We start from the raw sequence: 16,215 nt of genomic DNA on the forward strand, positions 1-16,215 counted from the left end.
CCACCCGCTATGCGGGTGCGCATCGAAGGTTATACCAAAAAAACTCCAAACGCGATACAATTAAGGTGTTCAAGCCAATTGTAAAGCGAAAGGAGAAAAATATGGCTCAAAAAGCACATAGTTTATCACACACAAAATGGATGTGTAAATATCACATTGTGTTCACCCCTAAGTATAGACGAAAAGTGATCTATAATCAATATCGAAGTAGTTTGGGAGAAATATTCCATAAATTATGTAGTTATAAAGGTGTTGAGATTATCGAAGGTCATTTAATGCCAGATCATGTTCATATGTTGGTAAGCATTCCACCTAGAATTAGTGTTGCAAGTTTCATGGGTTATCTAAAAGGTAAAAGTGCTCTAATGATGTTCGATAAACACGCCAATCTGAAATATAAGTTTGGGAATCGACATTTTTGGGCAGAGGGATATTATGTAAGTACAGTTGGCCTCAATGAAGCCACAATAAAGAAATACATTCAGGAACAAGAGCGAAAAGATATTGCTTTAGATAAGTTGAGTGTAAAAGAATATGAAGATCCCTTTAGGGATAGTGGCAAGTAGTACATATGCCTCTTTGAGAGGCTTGTGACGAGTCAAATGCAATAAGGCTTGAACAAAGTGAAAGCCAGCGGCTTTAGGCGCTGGCTAGTTATCTGGGCTTATAGCCCTGGTACAAACCACCCGTTTGACGGGTGGTCATGATTGTTTTTAGAAATGCATCCAGCTCTTTTTGATTCTTGAGAGAGATGAATTTATCGGGATAGGTAGAACGGATATTTCGATACCTTTCTTTGGCCTTCTTAGTTCGACCGTCCCAAAGGATCCAACGGATGAATTCCCAGTCAAAGCGTTCAGGGCAGCCTGCTGCCATACTCTCGCGAACGCGTCCCTTATAACGACGGAATCGTTTCCAGGCTCTATAGAGGCAGTTCCAACGAGAGAAATTGAGAAAGATAATGTGGTCTGCTTGCTCCATTCTTTCCTCATAGCAACACCAACAATAATTTCCATCAATGACCCAGTCTTTATGTTGGCTAAGAAACTGTTTCATCTGTCCCTCCATCCAATCCCGGTCACTGTCTATCCAGCCGGGTTGAAATTGGAGGGTATCCATATGAAGCTTGGGGATGGAGTAGTAGCGAGATAAGGCTCCAGCCAAGGTAGATTTTCCAGATCCAGAATAGCCGATAATAACAATTTTCATAAGCACCTCTCAAAAATTTAGGAACAAAAAAAGCTCCGGAGAGCTTGATTTTTATGCTGTTCTTGATTAACCAAGTTTCGCTGCAAGACGTGCTTTATCACGGCTAGCTTTGTTCTTGTGGATCAAACCTTTAGTTTCTGCTTTATCGATAGCTGAGCTAGCAGCGCGGTAAAGTTCTTCAGATGGGTTTGCTTCAAAAGCTTTGATTGCAGTACGCATAGCTGATTTTTGAGCTGAGTTTTTTTCGTTTTGTTTAACGTTCAATTCAGCGCGTTTGATAGCTGATTTAATGTTTGCCAAGTTATTCACCTCCATTGATAATCTAACTATCTCATTATATATGAAAAGTTATGATTTGACAAGCCTAAAATAGCTTTTCCTTAAAAAAGTACCGGTAAAAGGCCATTTTCTCTAGCGTTTGAGATAAATTTCGTCGATTTCATGGTTGGTTGCCTTATGGAGAATCAGATCAGCCCGGTTACGGGTTGGTTGAATGTAATGTTGCAAGTTGACTAAATTAATGGATTCCCAGACCTGATGGGCCATGCTTAAAACTTCTTCTAGGGGTTGCTCTGTAAATCGATAGTAGTAGTTATTGGGATCATTCTGAGCTAATGCAAGGAGTTTTTGGAAGCGATCGATATACCAAGATTCGATATCATCAACTGCGGCATCCACATAGATAGAAAAATCAAAGAAATCGGTCATATAGAGACTGTCATTTTGCGGATTTTGAAAGACATTGATCCCTTCGACAATGACAAAATCAGCCGGTAAAATGGTTTGCTTCTCATCTGGGACAATATCGTATATTTCGTGGGAATAGACAGGGATTTCTACGCTCTTGTTGTTTTTGATTTGATTAAGAAAATCAAGGAGCAATTCCATATCATAGCTTTCTGGAAATCCTTTTCGATTGAGGATCTCTTGTTCTTTTAAGATAGCATTTGGATAGAGGAAGCCATCTGTTGTCACCAATTCTACTGTCGAGCCTTCGAAGGTTCGCGACAGCAGGATTTGAAGTAAACGGCTAGTGGTAGATTTTCCAACCGCAACGCTCCCTGAAACCCCAATGATAAAGGGTTGGCGTTCACTCGTTTTTTGAAGAAAAATACCTTTTGAGAAGGCCAAATCTTCTTTGGAACGCTTGTAGATTCCAATCAGGTTTGTCAAAGGCAGGTAGACGTCACGTACATCCTGGAGGTTGATGCGGTCGTTGAAACTTTTAATAGAATTGAGCTCTGTTTGAGAGAGAGGTGGGGTGGTTTTGCGGTGCAAATTTTGCCAGGTTTCCCGATTAATTTTTTCAAAATGTAGAAATTCTTTGTCCATATGTCACTCCTATTTTAGTCTTTAGTATACCAATTTTTAGAGGTCATGTAAACGATTTAAAAAAGGAGTGAATTATGATAAAATAACCTTATGAGTAAAATGTATTTCGATGTAAACCCAGATGCAGCCCATGATATTCATGATCTGGCTGTTGTTTTATTGGGGCAAAAGATGAATTTCTATACGGACGCCGGCGTCTTTAGTAAAAAAATGATTGACTATGGAAGCCAGGTGCTCTTATCAACCTTGGATTTTCAAGAAGGAGAAAGTGTCCTCGATGTAGGCTGTGGCTATGGTCCGATCGGCCTCTCTCTGGCTAAAGCCCAGGGAGTCGCAGTGACCATGGTCGATGTCAATGAGCGGGCGCTGGACTTGGCTAAGAAAAATGCCAGCCGAAATGGCGTGGAAGCACAGATCTTTTCTTCGGATGTCTATGAAGCAGTAGAAGGGGTCTTTGACCATGTGATCAGTAATCCGCCGATCCGAGCTGGTAAGAAAGTGGTTCACCAAGTGATCACTGGTAGTTTTGAACATTTGAAACCAGGTGGAGATTTGACCATTGTCATTCAGAAAAAACAAGGAGCTCCCAGCGCGAAAGCCAAGATGGAAGAGACGTTTGGCAATTGTGAGACCGTAAAAAAAGACAAAGGCTATTATATTTTAAGAAGTGAGAAAGAATCATGAGAGCAGTAGATATCATTCAGAAAAAAAGAGATGGTCTTGCCTTAAACAAGGAAGAAATTGAATGGCTGATTGAGGGCTATGTGGCTGGAACGGTTCCAGATTACCAAATGTCCGCTTTTGCTATGGCTGTTTATTTTAAAGGGATGACGACGGAAGAAATCTCCCATATGACCATGAAGATGGTCCAAACGGGGCAACAGTTTGATCTGTCAGCTATTCCAGGGATCAAGGTGGACAAACATTCAACTGGTGGTGTGGGAGACAAGGTAACCTTGGTCTTGGTGCCATTGGTTGCAAGTTTCGAAGTGCCGGTTGCTAAAATGAGTGGTCGTGGCTTAGGACACACAGGTGGGACCATCGATAAGTTGGAATCCATTAAAGGTTTCCAGATTGAACGGACCCAAGAGGAATTTATCCAGCAGGTGCAGGAGATCGGCTTATCGGTCATTGGTCAATCCGACAAACTTGTAAAAGCAGACAAACTCTTGTATGCTCTGCGTGATGTGACAGCGACAGTGGATACCATTCCTTTGATTGCTAGCTCCGTCATGAGTAAGAAAATTGCTGCTGGTGCGGATGCCATTCTTTTGGATGTGACAGTGGGCGAGGGTGCCTTCATGAAGAATATTGAGGATGCTCGTCGCTTAGCCCGTACCATGGTGGATCTTGGAAATGCAGTGGGTCGGAAAACCATCGCTGTCATTACAGATATGAGCCAACCTTTGGGAACTAGCATTGGCAATCGTTTAGAGATTTTGGAAGCCCTGGATATTCTGAAAGGACAAGGGCGAGCTGATGTGACGGAGTTTATTTGTGAATTAGCGCAAATCATGTTGAAATTGGCCAATGTAGAACAATCGATTGAAGCCATCCATGAACACTTGAACAATGGTCAGGCTTTAGCGAAGTTTGAAGAAATGGTTGTGGCTCAAGGTGGAGACTTAGAAGATTTGCATCGTCCCGTCAAAGTGGATCAGGTCCTTGAAGTAACAGCGGACCAAGATGGCGTCATTGCTGCTTTACCTGCCATGGAGTTTGGTTTGTTTGCTATGCGTCTGGGTGCTGGGCGTGCTGTTAAATCGGATCCCCTCGATTATGAAACAGGGATTGTGTTTGACAAAAAAGTGGGAGAGCACGTCAAAAAAGGGGAACGCATTGCCCGCATTTTCATGAATGAAAAAAATTCACAAGAAAGAGTTACAGAATTCAAAAAAAATGTTAAAATACTAGAAAGGGCTGAAAGCGTTAAAGAAATTATTGAAATAATATCTTAAGCAGCTCAGGAGATTGTATGAAGTTAAATAAATATATCGATCACACTCTTTTAAAACCAGATGCGCAACAAGAACAGATCGAAAAGCTGATCGAAGAAGCCAAGGCTTATGATTTTGCGAGTGTCTGTGTGAACCCGACATGGGTGAATTTTGCGGCTGAGGGCTTGCGCGATTCAGACGTTAAAGTTTGTACCGTCATTGGTTTTCCTTTAGGAGCAAATACACCATTTGTCAAAGCGTGTGAAACAAAAAATGCGATTCAAAATGGTGCCGATGAGATTGACATGGTCATTAATATTGGGGCTCTTAAGTCTAAGAATTTAGCACTAGTTGAAGAAGATATCCAAGCGGTAGTCGAAGCGAGCGGTGATAAGCTGGTCAAAGTCATCATTGAGACTTGTCTCTTAACAGATGATGAAAAGATCGTTGCTTGCCAAATTGCTAAGTCAGCTGGCGCAGACTTTGTGAAGACTTCAACTGGCTTCTCAACTGGAGGAGCAACGGTAGAAGATGTTGACTTAATGCGTCAAACTGTTGGACCCGACATGGGTGTTAAAGCTTCTGGTGGTGCTCGCTCTTATGAAGATGCTCTTGCTTTTATCGAAGCTGGTGCGACCCGTATCGGGACTTCTTCTGGTGTAGCCATCATGGAAGGTAAGGTGGCTCATGGCGACTACTGAGTTGATTGACTTAGCAGTTGAAGTGAGTCAACAAGCCTATGTGCCTTACTCTCATTTCCCAATTGGAGCTGTACTGCTAACGAAGGATGGAGAAATCTATACAGGGGTCAATATCGAAAATGCCAGTTTTGGTTTGACCAACTGTGGAGAACGGACAGCCATTTTTAAAGCTGTTTCTGAAGGAGCTCGTGAGTTTCAAGAGCTCATTATCTACGGGCAAACAGAAAAGCCCATCTCTCCATGTGGTGCTTGTCGCCAGGTCATGGCTGAATTTTTTGAGCCAGACCTTCCTGTAACCTTAGTATCTAAAGATAAATCGACGGTCGTGATGACGGTCAAGGAATTACTTCCATATTCCTTTACAGACCTGACTTAATAGGTCTGTGAGGCGGTCTTTTGACCCTTTCAATACTTCGCAACAATGTTGCACAATAATTTAGGAGGTTCAGTAATGAACAAGAAACAATGGCTAGGCCTTGGTCTAGTAACTGTCGCTGCTATCGGACTTGCAGCATGTGGAAATCGTGCGTCTAAAAAAGATAGCGCAAACTCAGAATCAAAAACTGATTTGAAAGCTGCTATCGTTACCGATACTGGTGGTGTGGATGACAAATCATTCAACCAATCTGCTTGGGAAGGTTTGCAAGCTTGGGGGAAAGAAAACGGTCTTTCTAAAGGGAACGGATTTGACTACTTCCAATCAACAGATCAATCTCAATATGCGACAAACCTTGATGAAGCTGTTTCTAACGACTACAAATTGATCTTTGGTGTTGGTTTTGCCTTGAGCGACTCTATTAAAAAAGCTGCAAAAGACAACGAAGATGTGAACTACGTCATCATCGATGACCGTATTGAAGGACAAAAGAATGTAGCATCTGCTGTTTATGCCGATAACGAAGCTGGTTACCTTGCTGGGATCGCTGCTGCGAAAACTACAAAAACTAAACAAGTTGGTTTTGTAGGTGGTATGGAAAGTGAAGTTATCACTCGTTTCCGCGCTGGATTTGAAGCTGGTGTTAAATCTGTTGACCCATCTATCAAAGTTCAAGTAGACTACGCTGGTTCATTCGGTGACTCTGCTAAAGGTAAAACAATTGCTGCTGCACAATACGCTGCAGGTGCAGACGTTATCTACCAAGTAGCTGGTGGTACTGGTGCAGGTGTCTTCTCTGAAGCTAAAGACTTGAACGAGAAGAAAAATGAAGACGAAAAAGTTTGGGTTCTTGGTGTTGACCGTGACCAAAAAGCTGAAGGTGAATACACTTCTAAAGATGGTAAAAAATCTAACTTTGTATTGGCTTCAAGCTTGAAGAAAGTTGGAGAATCTGTAAAAGACTTGGCTAAGAAAGCTGCTGACGGTAAATTCCCTGGCGGTAAAGTGATTACTTATAGCTTGAAAGATGGTGGAGTTGATTTGACAACTGACAACCTTTCTGCGGATGCTAAAAAAGCTGTCGAAGATGCTAAAGCTAAAATCCTTGATGGGTCTCTTAAAGTTCCTGAAAAATAATATTTGATTGGAGCGGCCCTCCCTTTAAGGGCCGTTTCTTTTAAAATGAGACATTTTTGTCTCAATAAAATCTGTTAGTCGCCTAGCAGATTTTATTGAAATAAAAAATTTTGAAAGGAAACACCCCATGACACATGAATATGTCATCGAAATGCGTGAGATTACCAAAAAATTTGGTGACTTTGTAGCAAATGACAAGATTAATCTTCAGTTGCGCAAAGGTGAAATCCATGCACTTCTTGGAGAAAATGGTGCAGGGAAATCTACCCTGATGAATATGCTGGCTGGTTTGTTGGAACCAACAAGCGGAGACATCGTGGTAAATGGAAAAACTGTTAACCTAGACTCACCTTCAAAAGCAGCCTCTTTAGGAATTGGAATGGTGCACCAACACTTTATGTTGGTTGAAGCCTTCACTGTTGCTGAAAATATTATCCTTGGTTCTGAAACCACTAAACATGGTGTTTTAGATCTTAAGAAAGCCAGTCAAGATATCCTTGACTTGTCTAAAAAATATGGCCTGGCAGTGGATCCAAATGCTAAAGTGGAGGATATTTCCGTTGGTGCGCAGCAACGTGTGGAAATCTTAAAGACGCTTTATCGTGGAGCAGACATCCTAATCTTCGATGAACCAACTGCGGTGTTGACACCAGCTGAAATCGAAGAATTGATGACAATCATGAAGAACTTGGCGAATGAAGGAAAGTCTATTATCTTGATTACGCACAAGTTGGATGAAATCCGTGCTGTTTCAGACCGCGTAACGGTTATCCGTCGTGGTAAATCGATTGAGACAGTCGAGATTGGTGGAGCTACCAACCAAGACTTGGCCGAAATGATGGTCGGTCGTTCTGTTTCCTTTAAAACGGAGAAAGGTCCTTCTCAACCAAAAGAAGTCGTCTTGTCGATTGAAAACTTGGTTGTCAACGAAAACCGTGGTATCCCAGCTGTTAAGAATTTGTCACTGGAACTTCGTGCTGGTGAAATCGTCGGGATTGCAGGAATTGACGGAAATGGTCAGTCTGAGTTGATCCAAGCGATTACAGGTCTACGGAAGGTAAAATCTGGTTCAATCAAGATTAAAGGCAAGGATGTTGTAGGACTTCGTCCACGTCAAATCACAGAAATGAAGGTAGGGCACGTCCCTGAAGACCGTCATCGTGATGGTTTAGTCCTTGATATGATGATCTCTGAAAACATTGCCCTTCAAACCTATTATAAAGAACCTCTTAGCAAGAATGGTATTTTGAATTATCCAAATATTACTTCTTATGCCAAGAAGTTGATGGAAGAGTTTGACGTTCGTGCAGCCAGTGAAGTGGTACCTGCTAAGGCTCTCTCTGGAGGGAACCAGCAAAAAGCCATTATCGCTCGGGAAATCGATCGCGATCCAGATCTTTTGATCGTTAGCCAGCCAACTCGTGGATTGGACGTTGGAGCGATCGAATATATCCACAAACGTTTGATTCAAGAACGGGATAATGGAAAAGCCGTTCTGGTTGTCAGCTTTGAATTAGATGAAATTTTGAATGTTTCTGACCGTATTGCGGTTATTCATGATGGGAAGATCCAAGGGATCGTAACCCCTGAAACAACGAATAAGCAAGAACTTGGAATCCTCATGGCAGGAGGACAAGTAAAGGAAGGAGCATCAAATGAATAAGAATTTAAAACAAATTGCCGTTCCATTGGTGTCTGTCCTTTTAGGATTGGTCTTGGGTGCCATTATTATGTGGGCCTTCAGCTATGATGCCCTTTGGGGATATGAGTTGCTGTTTAAGAAAGCCTTTGGTTCGATTAAGAGTTGGGGAAATATTTCCCGTGCCATGGGGCCACTGATTTTAGTTGCTCTTGGATTTTCAGTAGCTAGCCGGGCCGGCTTCTTTAACGTTGGACTTCCTGGTCAGGCTTTTGCAGGATGGATCATGGCGACTTGGTTTGCCCTTTCTTTCCCCAATATGCCTCGTTTACTAATGATTCCGATGACCGTTTTGATTGCGGCTATCGCAGGTGGATTTATTGGAGCGATTCCTGGTTTCCTTCGTGCCTATCTCGGAACCAGTGAGGTCATCATCACCATTATGATGAACTACATTGTTCTCTATGGTGGGAATGCCTTGATTCATAGCTTCCCAGCTTCCTTGATGGAAAACAAGGACTCAACCATTGATGTGGGAGCTAACGCTGTCTACCAGACGGAGTGGTTGCGTAATTTGACGGACAAATCACAAATGAACATCGGGATCTTCTTTGCCATCATCGCAGTGGTGGTCATCTGGTTCTTGATGAAGAAAACTACACTTGGGTTTGAAATCCGTGCCGTTGGTCTCAATGCGAATGCAGCGGAATATGCAGGGATGTCTGCAAAACGGACCATTATCCTTTCTATGATCATTTCTGGTGCTCTTGCTGGTATCGGTGGGGTAGTAGAAGGTCTGGGGATTTACTCAAATGTTTACGTTCAAACTAGCTCGATGAGTGTTGGATTTAACGGAATGGCCGTAGCCCTTCTTGCGATGAATTCACCAATTGGTATTCCATTTGCTGCCTTCTTATTTGGAGCACTTCAAATTGGGGGAGTTGGTATGAAGCCAGCTGCCATCCCTGAAGAAGTCGTTCAAATTGTGACAGCATCTATTATCTTCTTCGTATGTGCCCACTACATTATCGAAAAGATGATCTCGATGCGTTCAGCTAAAAAAGGAGGAGCAAACTAATGAGTATTGTAACGATTTTAAGTATTCTTGTTTCCTCTATGATTGTGTATGCGGCACCGCTGATCTTCACAAGTATCGGAGGAGCATACTCAGAGCACGCTGGGGTTGTTAACGTTGGTCTGGAAGGAATCATGGTTATGGGAGCCTTCTCAGGTATTATCTTTAACTTGACTTTTGAGCCTGAGTTAGGAAGTTTGACACCATGGTTGTCCTTGATCGTTGCTGCAGGGATTGGAGTACTCTTCTCCTTGATCCACGCGGTGGCAACCATTCATTTCCGTGCTGACCATATCGTCTCAGGTACAGTATTGAACTTGATGGCACCTCCATTGGCAGTCTTTCTTGTTAAAGCGATGTATAACAAGGGACAAACGGATAATATCAAAGTTGCCTTCGGGAAAACGTCCATTCCAGTCTTATCTAAAATTCCGGTCATTGGAGATATTTTCTTCAACAATGCCAGCATCATCGGCTGGGTTGCGATTCTCTTTTCATTCTTTGCTTGGTTTATCATGTTCAAGACGAAATTTGGATTGCGTCTTCGTTCAGTTGGTGAACACCCACAAGCAGCAGATACATTGGGAATCAATGTATATAGAATGCGCTACTTAGGAGTGATGATCTCAGGTGCCCTTGCAGGAATCGGAGGAGCCATTTACGCTCAGTCAGTTTCTGTTAACTTCGCGGTGACTACTATTGTAGGTCCTGGATTTATCGCCCTTGCGGCTATGATTTTCGGGAAATGGAACCCAATCGGGGCCATGCTTGCTAGTCTCTTCTTTGGAGCTTCACAAAGTTTGGCTGTTATCGGGAATCAATTGCCTTTGCTTAAAGGGATTCCATCCATCTACTTGCAAATTGCGCCTTACGTCTTGACCATGGTTGTCTTGGCAGCCTTCTTCGGACAAGCAGTCGCACCAAAAGCAGATGGTGTTAACTACATTAAATCTAAATAATGCACAGAGAGAGGTTGGGATAAAAGTCCTAGCCTCTCAATTGTTTTTGGATTGTCGAGTAAGACGCAGTGGTTGAGTGGGCTCTACTACGCTGATTTTATCAGCTTTTACAGCCCTACTCAACTGTGCGGAGGTGGGACGACGAAATCGAATTCTAACGAATTACCGATTTCTGTCCCACGCTCTCTTTTGCTTTGTAAAGGCCCCTCTTAGTCGCAATTTCTTTAGATTTAGGGTACAATAAGAATACAACTTTTCATGTATTGGAGGAGCAGATGTTTAAGTGGATAAGACGCCTGATTGGCATGGTGATCGTTTTATTTATTTTATTAGTGATTTTATTGGTCCCTGGATCTATTCCTGATGGGGAGCAACTGAGAAATGTGCAGGCAGGGAGTTCTTTGATTGAGCTGGCTCAAAATGCAGTTTCAAACGCTTCTGTGAGCACTGAAGGGCTCTCAACTGAGCTAAGTCTCAATTCTGTACAATTAAGTCAGGTCGTAAAAACAAGTGCTGGAACCGCCCTTGACAATTCTGACTATCAAAAGATGGCACTAGGAATGGATGGCAATGACCTTCACGTCAAAGTTCCTGTATCATTAGGGCCAGTTGATAGCTATCTAGATTTAACCATGACTGGTCAAGTCGAAAACAATGTCATGAATTTGACCGTGACCGGTGCTAAATTAGGGAAAATGCCCATTCCAAAATTCTTGGTTCTCAACTATTTGAAGGATAAATCCAATCAAAATGGAGGCGGCTTCACAGTGAATGGTGATCAAATCACCCTTGAGATTCCTCAAGCGGGCTATAGTATCTCAAAAGCGAGAGTAGAAAATGGCAATGCGAAGGTAACCGTTAGTATATCCTTGTTTTAAGTCTTTGTAATTGGAGTTGTCATGCTAGTCTTTGAATTTTGTGCAGAGAATTTAACTTATATTGATAAGGCGATTGCTGCTGGGGCAGGTCGCATTGAACTGTGCGACAACTTGGCAGTAGGAGGGACCACACCGAGTATAGGTGTGATCAATGAAGCAATCAAACTGACACGAGAGAAGTCCGTGGATCTATGTGTCATTATCCGGCCCCGTGGTGGCGATTTTGTCTACACTGATCTGGAAGTCGAAACTATGCTGACGGATATTCGTGCTGCGAAAGAAATAGGGGTTACTTGTTTTGTGCTGGGTGCGCTGACGAGCGATCGAAAGTTGGACCAGAGGGTCATGCAGCTTTTACTAGCAGCCTGTGGAGAGGCAGAGGTGGTCTTTCATATGGCCTTTGATGAGTTAGCTCATACAGATCAGCTAGAAGCGATTGAGTGGCTTTCTGATCAGGGTGTAGCCCGCATTTTAACACGAGCTGGAAGTCCAGGTGACCCACTAGAGCAACGTTTTGCACACTATCATCGTTTATTAGATGCGGCTAAGGGAAAGATTCAGATCCTGCCAGGTGGAGGTGTGACCCTTGACAATCGTCAGCTCTTTTTGGAGCAATTGGGCGTTTGTCAACTGCATGGCACACGCATTGTGTTTTAAAAAAGAAACGATCACTGCTTGAAGTAGTTTTTTGGATCTGTTATCAAGGTTGGGGACGTCGTTCCCAGCCTCTTCTAGTGCAAAAATGAATAAGGGAGAGAAAATGTTTTTAGAGCATTATTTTGACCGATACACCTTTCAGCTAGAAAAGGGATTGGCTTATGGATTTGAAAAGAGTGGGACAGGCTATGAGTACCAGTGCCCAGTCTTATCGGACACTTTTCTCTTAAAGGTCCGTGTCTGCGACCAGAAGATTTCTTTTCAGGTCTATGATCAGGATACAGGGGATGAGTATATCCAGATCCATCTGGAACAGCTACAAGGAAATTTCGTTGGCCAAGTCAGGGAAGCCTGTCAGGAAAGTCTTGCAAGAATCCGCCAAGCTTGTTTTAAGGTAGAAGAATTTCTTTATCCTCAAGCCAAGCGTCTCATGGCCTATATCTCCCTACACTATCAGGGAACGATTGAGTATTTGTGGGAGAGATCTCCGGAATCCGGTGCCATTCGCCACCGAGACACCCTCAAGTGGTATGGTGTCTTTATGACCATTGATTGGAAAAAATTGGATGCTAGCAAGTCTGGGAAAATAGAAGTTTTGAATGTCAAGTCTGATCAGGTAGCCCATTTCATCCAGCAGAAAGGGATTTATCCAGCTTTTCATATGAATAAAAAATATTGGGTGAGTATCCCCTTAGATGGAACAATTTCTGATGAGGACTTGTTTGCTCTAGTGGATAGTAGCTGGCAACTCACCAAAAAGGGGAAATAAGATGAATCTGTTGAGGAAATTATCTTGGTTTTTTAATTTAGAGAAGAGGCGATACTTGATCGGGATAGGGTCCTTGATCTTGGTTAGTTTTTTAAACCTCATTCCTCCAAGAATCATGGGACTTGTGATCGATTTGATCGATAAAAGAAGGCTGACACTGGGGCAGTTAGTTGTGGATATCGCCCTTTTGGTCCTCGCAGCTCTAGCCATGTATGGTCTTCGTTTTGTCTGGAGACGCTATATTTTTGGAACGGCTAATAAGTTGGCTCGGATCTTGCGTTACCGTTTGTTTCAGCAATTTACGCTCATGTCTCCATCTTTTTATCAGCGTTATCGGACAGGGGATCTCATGGCCCATGCTACTAATGATATCAATGCGGTGACTATGTTTGCTGGTGGCGGTGTTATGTCTGCTGTAGATGCTTCTGTGACAGCCTTGGTGACCCTAGTCAGCATGTTTTTCATGATTGATTGGCGCTTAACGCTCTTAGCTATTTTGCCCCTACCGGTTATGGTGGTAGTGACGTCAGCTATTGGCCGCAAAAACCACAAAGCCTTCAAAGAGGCCCAAGAAGGCTTCTCAGAGCTGAACAACTTTGTCCAGGAATCAGTATCAGGAGTCAAAGTGACCAAATCCTTTGGCTTTCAGGCAGATGAGATTCAGGCTTTTGAAAAAACCAATCAAATGGTCTTTTCAAAAAATATGACTTCAGCCGGTTACAATGCTTTGTTTGATTCGACTACTCTTCTTTTTGTCGGTCTCTCCTATGTTTTGACGCTCTACTTCGGCGGGCTATTTGTTCAGGAAGGAAGCCTGACGGTTGGACAAATCGTAACCTTTATTACCTATCTCAATATGCTCGTCTGGCCCCTTCAAGCTATGGGCTTCTTGTTTAATATTAGTCAGCGTGCTAGCGTCTCCTATGATCGGATTGAGACACTTTTAGCAGAAACACCTGATATCCATGATCCAAGTCAACCAGTCACAGTCATTCAAAACGGAGATCTGGAATATGACATTGAAGAATTCGCCTATGAGAAAGAGCCTGTCCTTGAGAAGGTTGCCTTCCATTTAGAAAAAGGGCAAACCCTTGGAATTGTGGGGCCAACTGGATCTGGAAAGACCACCTTATTGCGCCTCTTACTCAGAGAGCATGACTTGGAGCAGGGAGCTATCTTGCTAAATGGGATCTCCATCAAACATTATCGCTTAGAAGATCTTCGAAGCTTGATCGGCTACGTCCCTCAAGATCAGATTCTCTTTGCCATGACCATTCGCGAGAATGTCGCTTTTTCAGATCCACAGATCAAGGAAGAAGAGGTGATGAAGGCTCTGAGAACTTGTGGAGTCTATGAAGATATTCTGGCCATGCCAGACCAGATGGAGACAGTGCTGGGAGAGAGAGGGGTCTCTCTTTCTGGCGGGCAAAAGCAACGGATTGCCATGAGTCGTGCTTTGGTCATGAATCCTGAGATCTTGATCTTGGATGACTCCCTGTCTGCAGTAGATGCTAAGACAGAACACCAAATCATTGAAAATATGAAGCAGGAACGCAAGGGGAAAACAACGATCATCACAGCCCATCGCCTATCAGCGATCGTTCATGCGGATTTGATTCTGGTAATGGAGAATGGACAGATCAAGGAGCGAGGAAATCACGAGGAATTAATGGCTCAAAAAGGTTGGTACTATGAAACCTACCAAGCCCAACAATTATCAGAAGAAATGGAGGGAAAGCTGAATGAAAACATCTGAAGCTCATGTTATGAAGCGGCTCTTGACTTACATGTGGCGTTATAAATGGTTAACAGCCCTAGCCTTAGCCTTTACCTTTCTAACTAGTCTGTTATTGACGGCGATCCCTCTTGCAGCTCGCTGGTATATTGACCACCTAGTGGATCCAACAGAAGCCGGCTCTCCAGTACTGACAGCTTTTCAGTTTCTCATTCTCTACTATGGCTTATTCATTGGGCGCGTGCTGGCAACTTATCTGAGTCAGTTAACCTTTGCGCGTGTATCCAATTCTATCGTAAGAGATATCCGTTTAGATATTTTCCAAAATCTTCAAAGGCTGGGCATGTCCTTTTATGACCAGACAGCAGCAGGTTCGATTGTTTCGCGTGTGACCAATGATACCCAGGCAGTCGCAGATATGTTTTCTACGGTCTTTTCAAGCCTAGTTTCATCCTTTTTACTCTTTCTAGTCACCCTGATAACTATGTTTAGCTTGGACTGGCATTTGACCATTTGGATTCTGCCTTTTCTTCCCATCATTTGGTTTTCTATTCGTCTCTATCGCAAGTTATCCAATCGCTTGGTCAAGATGACCCGACAAAAATTATCAGATATCAATGTGAAATTATCGGAATCCATTGAAGGAATGCGGATCGTGCAGGCCTTTCGTCAAGAAAAGCGCTTGACGGATGAATTCGAACAGATTAATGGGGAGCATTTGGATTATGCCAATCGTTCTGTCGATGTCAATTCCCTCTTTTTGAGGCCAGCTATGACCTTGTTACAGGTCCTGGCTTATGCGGTTATTCTAACCTTTTTCGGCCTAAATTGGCAGTCCTCTGGCTTTACAGCCGGTCTTATCTATGTCTTTATCCAGTATGTTAGCCAGCTTTTCCAGCCTTTGATTGATGTCACCCAAAATTTTGCAACCTTGCAGACCTCAACCATTTCTGCTGGTCGTGTATTTGAAATGATGGATCGAGACGACTATGAGCCCAAGCAAGCTGGTAGCCTGAAAGAAATCGAGCGGGGAGATATTCGTTTTGAGCATGTATCTTTTTCTTATGATGGCAAACGGGATGTCCTAAAAGAGATCTCCTTTGAGGTCAAAAACGGACAAACCATCGCTTTTGTTGGTCATACTGGTTCTGGTAAATCCTCTATTATTAATCTCTTCATGCGATTTTATGAATTTGATCGTGGCCGGATCTTGATTGATGGACAGGATATCAAGGACTACAGCCAGGAAGCCTTGCGCAAGTCCATCGGTTTAGTGTTGCAGGAACCCTTCCTCTATCATGGAACCATTGCTTCTAATATCCGGATGTACCATGAAGAACTGACAGATGAGGAAATCAGACAAGCAGCTGCATTTGTGGATGTAGCAGACTATATTGAGAGTCTACCTGGTGGCTATGATCATCCGGTAACAGAGCGGGGTTCTACCTTGTCGACCGGTCAGCGTCAGCTTCTGGCTTTTGCCCGGACCATTGCAGGCCAGCCTAAGATCCTCATTTTGGATGAGGCCACTGCAAATATCGACCAAGAGACGGAAGAGATGATCCAAAACTCTCTGAAGAAGATGCGCCAAGGGCGGACAACCATTGCCATTGCCCATCGCCTTTCTACCATCCAAGATGCCGATTGCATCTATGTTCTCGATAAAGGAAAAATTATCGAATCAGGCAACCACGACCAACTCATTGCTCTAGGAGGAACGTATAAGAAAATGTATGACCTCCAGGCTGGTATGATGAAATAAGGACAAACAAGGGGTAAATGCAAATTTAACCTTGTTTTTCTTGCTTGAA

At 43.1% G+C, this 16,215-nt stretch carries 17 protein-coding genes; 14 read left to right on the forward strand and 3 right to left on the reverse strand.

What is annotated here, in order from left to right:
- Positions 1-101 precede the first annotated feature (101 nt).
- Positions 102-566, forward strand: a complete 465-nt coding sequence (gene tnpA / locus I2F76_RS07265) for an IS200/IS605 family transposase (RefSeq protein WP_195487541.1) — start codon at positions 102-104, stop codon at positions 564-566.
- Positions 567-654: 88 nt separating this feature from the next.
- Here the strand turns inward: tnpA and I2F76_RS07270 are convergent, their stop codons facing one another.
- The 3 genes from I2F76_RS07270 to coaA all read right to left on the reverse strand — a co-directional run bounded on the left by I2F76_RS07270 (position 655) and on the right by coaA (position 2,541).
- Positions 655-1,209, reverse strand: coding sequence for a DNA topology modulation protein (locus I2F76_RS07270; RefSeq protein WP_195487542.1), 555 nt, complete (start codon positions 1,207-1,209; stop codon positions 655-657).
- A 66-nt stretch (positions 1,210-1,275) separates the two neighbouring features.
- Positions 1,276-1,524 (reverse strand): 30S ribosomal protein S20, encoded by a 249-nt coding sequence (gene rpsT, locus I2F76_RS07275; RefSeq protein WP_003007640.1) that lies wholly within the window; start codon positions 1,522-1,524, stop codon positions 1,276-1,278.
- Between the two features lie 96 nt (positions 1,525-1,620).
- Complete coding sequence (gene coaA, locus I2F76_RS07280) at positions 1,621-2,541, reverse strand: type I pantothenate kinase (protein ID WP_003007638.1); 921 nt, start codon at positions 2,539-2,541, stop codon at positions 1,621-1,623.
- 90 nt (positions 2,542-2,631) lie between these two features.
- Here coaA and I2F76_RS07285 point away from each other — a divergent pair, with 90 nt between their 5' ends.
- From I2F76_RS07285 to I2F76_RS07345, 13 genes are all read left to right on the forward strand, one after another.
- The gene (locus I2F76_RS07285) at positions 2,632-3,225 is read left to right on the forward strand and encodes a class I SAM-dependent methyltransferase (protein WP_037615364.1); all 594 of its coding nucleotides are present in this window, start codon (positions 2,632-2,634) and stop codon (positions 3,223-3,225) included.
- Entirely contained in the window at positions 3,222-4,499 is a 1,278-nt protein-coding gene (locus tag I2F76_RS07290) for a pyrimidine-nucleoside phosphorylase (RefSeq protein ID WP_125826916.1), read from the forward strand. Before I2F76_RS07285 ends, I2F76_RS07290 begins: the two co-directional genes overlap by 4 nt.
- Before the next feature lie 17 nt (positions 4,500-4,516).
- Positions 4,517-5,179, forward strand: a complete 663-nt coding sequence (gene deoC / locus I2F76_RS07295; RefSeq protein ID WP_049506548.1) for a deoxyribose-phosphate aldolase — start codon at positions 4,517-4,519, stop codon at positions 5,177-5,179.
- Positions 5,166-5,555 (forward strand): cytidine deaminase, encoded by a 390-nt coding sequence (locus I2F76_RS07300; protein WP_003007631.1) that lies wholly within the window; start codon positions 5,166-5,168, stop codon positions 5,553-5,555. The genes deoC and I2F76_RS07300 overlap by 14 nt, the downstream gene beginning before the upstream one ends.
- Positions 5,556-5,630: 75 nt before the next feature.
- Positions 5,631-6,692: a BMP family lipoprotein gene (locus tag I2F76_RS07305; protein WP_195487543.1), complete on the forward strand. Its 1,062-nt coding sequence runs from the start codon at positions 5,631-5,633 to the stop codon at positions 6,690-6,692.
- A gap of 127 nt (positions 6,693-6,819) precedes the next feature.
- On the forward strand, positions 6,820-8,355 hold the full coding sequence (locus tag I2F76_RS07310) for an ABC transporter ATP-binding protein (protein WP_195487544.1): 1,536 nt from the start codon (positions 6,820-6,822) through the stop codon (positions 8,353-8,355).
- The gene (locus I2F76_RS07315) at positions 8,348-9,409 is read left to right on the forward strand and encodes an ABC transporter permease (RefSeq protein WP_195487545.1); all 1,062 of its coding nucleotides are present in this window, start codon (positions 8,348-8,350) and stop codon (positions 9,407-9,409) included. The genes I2F76_RS07310 and I2F76_RS07315 overlap by 8 nt, the downstream gene beginning before the upstream one ends.
- Positions 9,409-10,365 carry an ABC transporter permease gene (locus tag I2F76_RS07320; protein WP_021153355.1) on the forward strand — a complete coding sequence of 319 codons (957 nt, stop codon included), beginning with the start codon at positions 9,409-9,411 and terminating at the stop codon, positions 10,363-10,365. The genes I2F76_RS07315 and I2F76_RS07320 overlap by 1 nt, the downstream gene beginning before the upstream one ends.
- Positions 10,366-10,640: 275 nt before the next feature.
- Positions 10,641-11,243 carry a hypothetical protein gene (locus I2F76_RS07325; RefSeq protein ID WP_195487546.1) on the forward strand — a complete coding sequence of 201 codons (603 nt, stop codon included), beginning with the start codon at positions 10,641-10,643 and terminating at the stop codon, positions 11,241-11,243.
- A gap of 21 nt (positions 11,244-11,264) precedes the next feature.
- On the forward strand, positions 11,265-11,900 hold the full coding sequence (locus I2F76_RS07330; protein ID WP_155198884.1) for a copper homeostasis protein CutC: 636 nt from the start codon (positions 11,265-11,267) through the stop codon (positions 11,898-11,900).
- A 103-nt stretch (positions 11,901-12,003) separates the two neighbouring features.
- Positions 12,004-12,669 carry an MmcQ/YjbR family DNA-binding protein gene (locus I2F76_RS07335; RefSeq protein WP_195487547.1) on the forward strand — a complete coding sequence of 222 codons (666 nt, stop codon included), beginning with the start codon at positions 12,004-12,006 and terminating at the stop codon, positions 12,667-12,669.
- A gap of 1 nt (position 12,670) precedes the next feature.
- Positions 12,671-14,425, forward strand: coding sequence for an ABC transporter ATP-binding protein (locus I2F76_RS07340; RefSeq protein ID WP_118397670.1), 1,755 nt, complete (start codon positions 12,671-12,673; stop codon positions 14,423-14,425).
- The gene (locus tag I2F76_RS07345) at positions 14,412-16,166 is read left to right on the forward strand and encodes an ABC transporter ATP-binding protein (protein ID WP_195487548.1); all 1,755 of its coding nucleotides are present in this window, start codon (positions 14,412-14,414) and stop codon (positions 16,164-16,166) included. Before I2F76_RS07340 ends, I2F76_RS07345 begins: the two co-directional genes overlap by 14 nt.
- The last annotated feature ends 49 nt before the right edge of the window (positions 16,167-16,215 follow it).

It is taken from the genome of Streptococcus parasanguinis (genome assembly GCF_015557775.1).
Lineage (GTDB): Bacteria > Bacillota > Bacilli > Lactobacillales > Streptococcaceae > Streptococcus > Streptococcus parasanguinis_AA.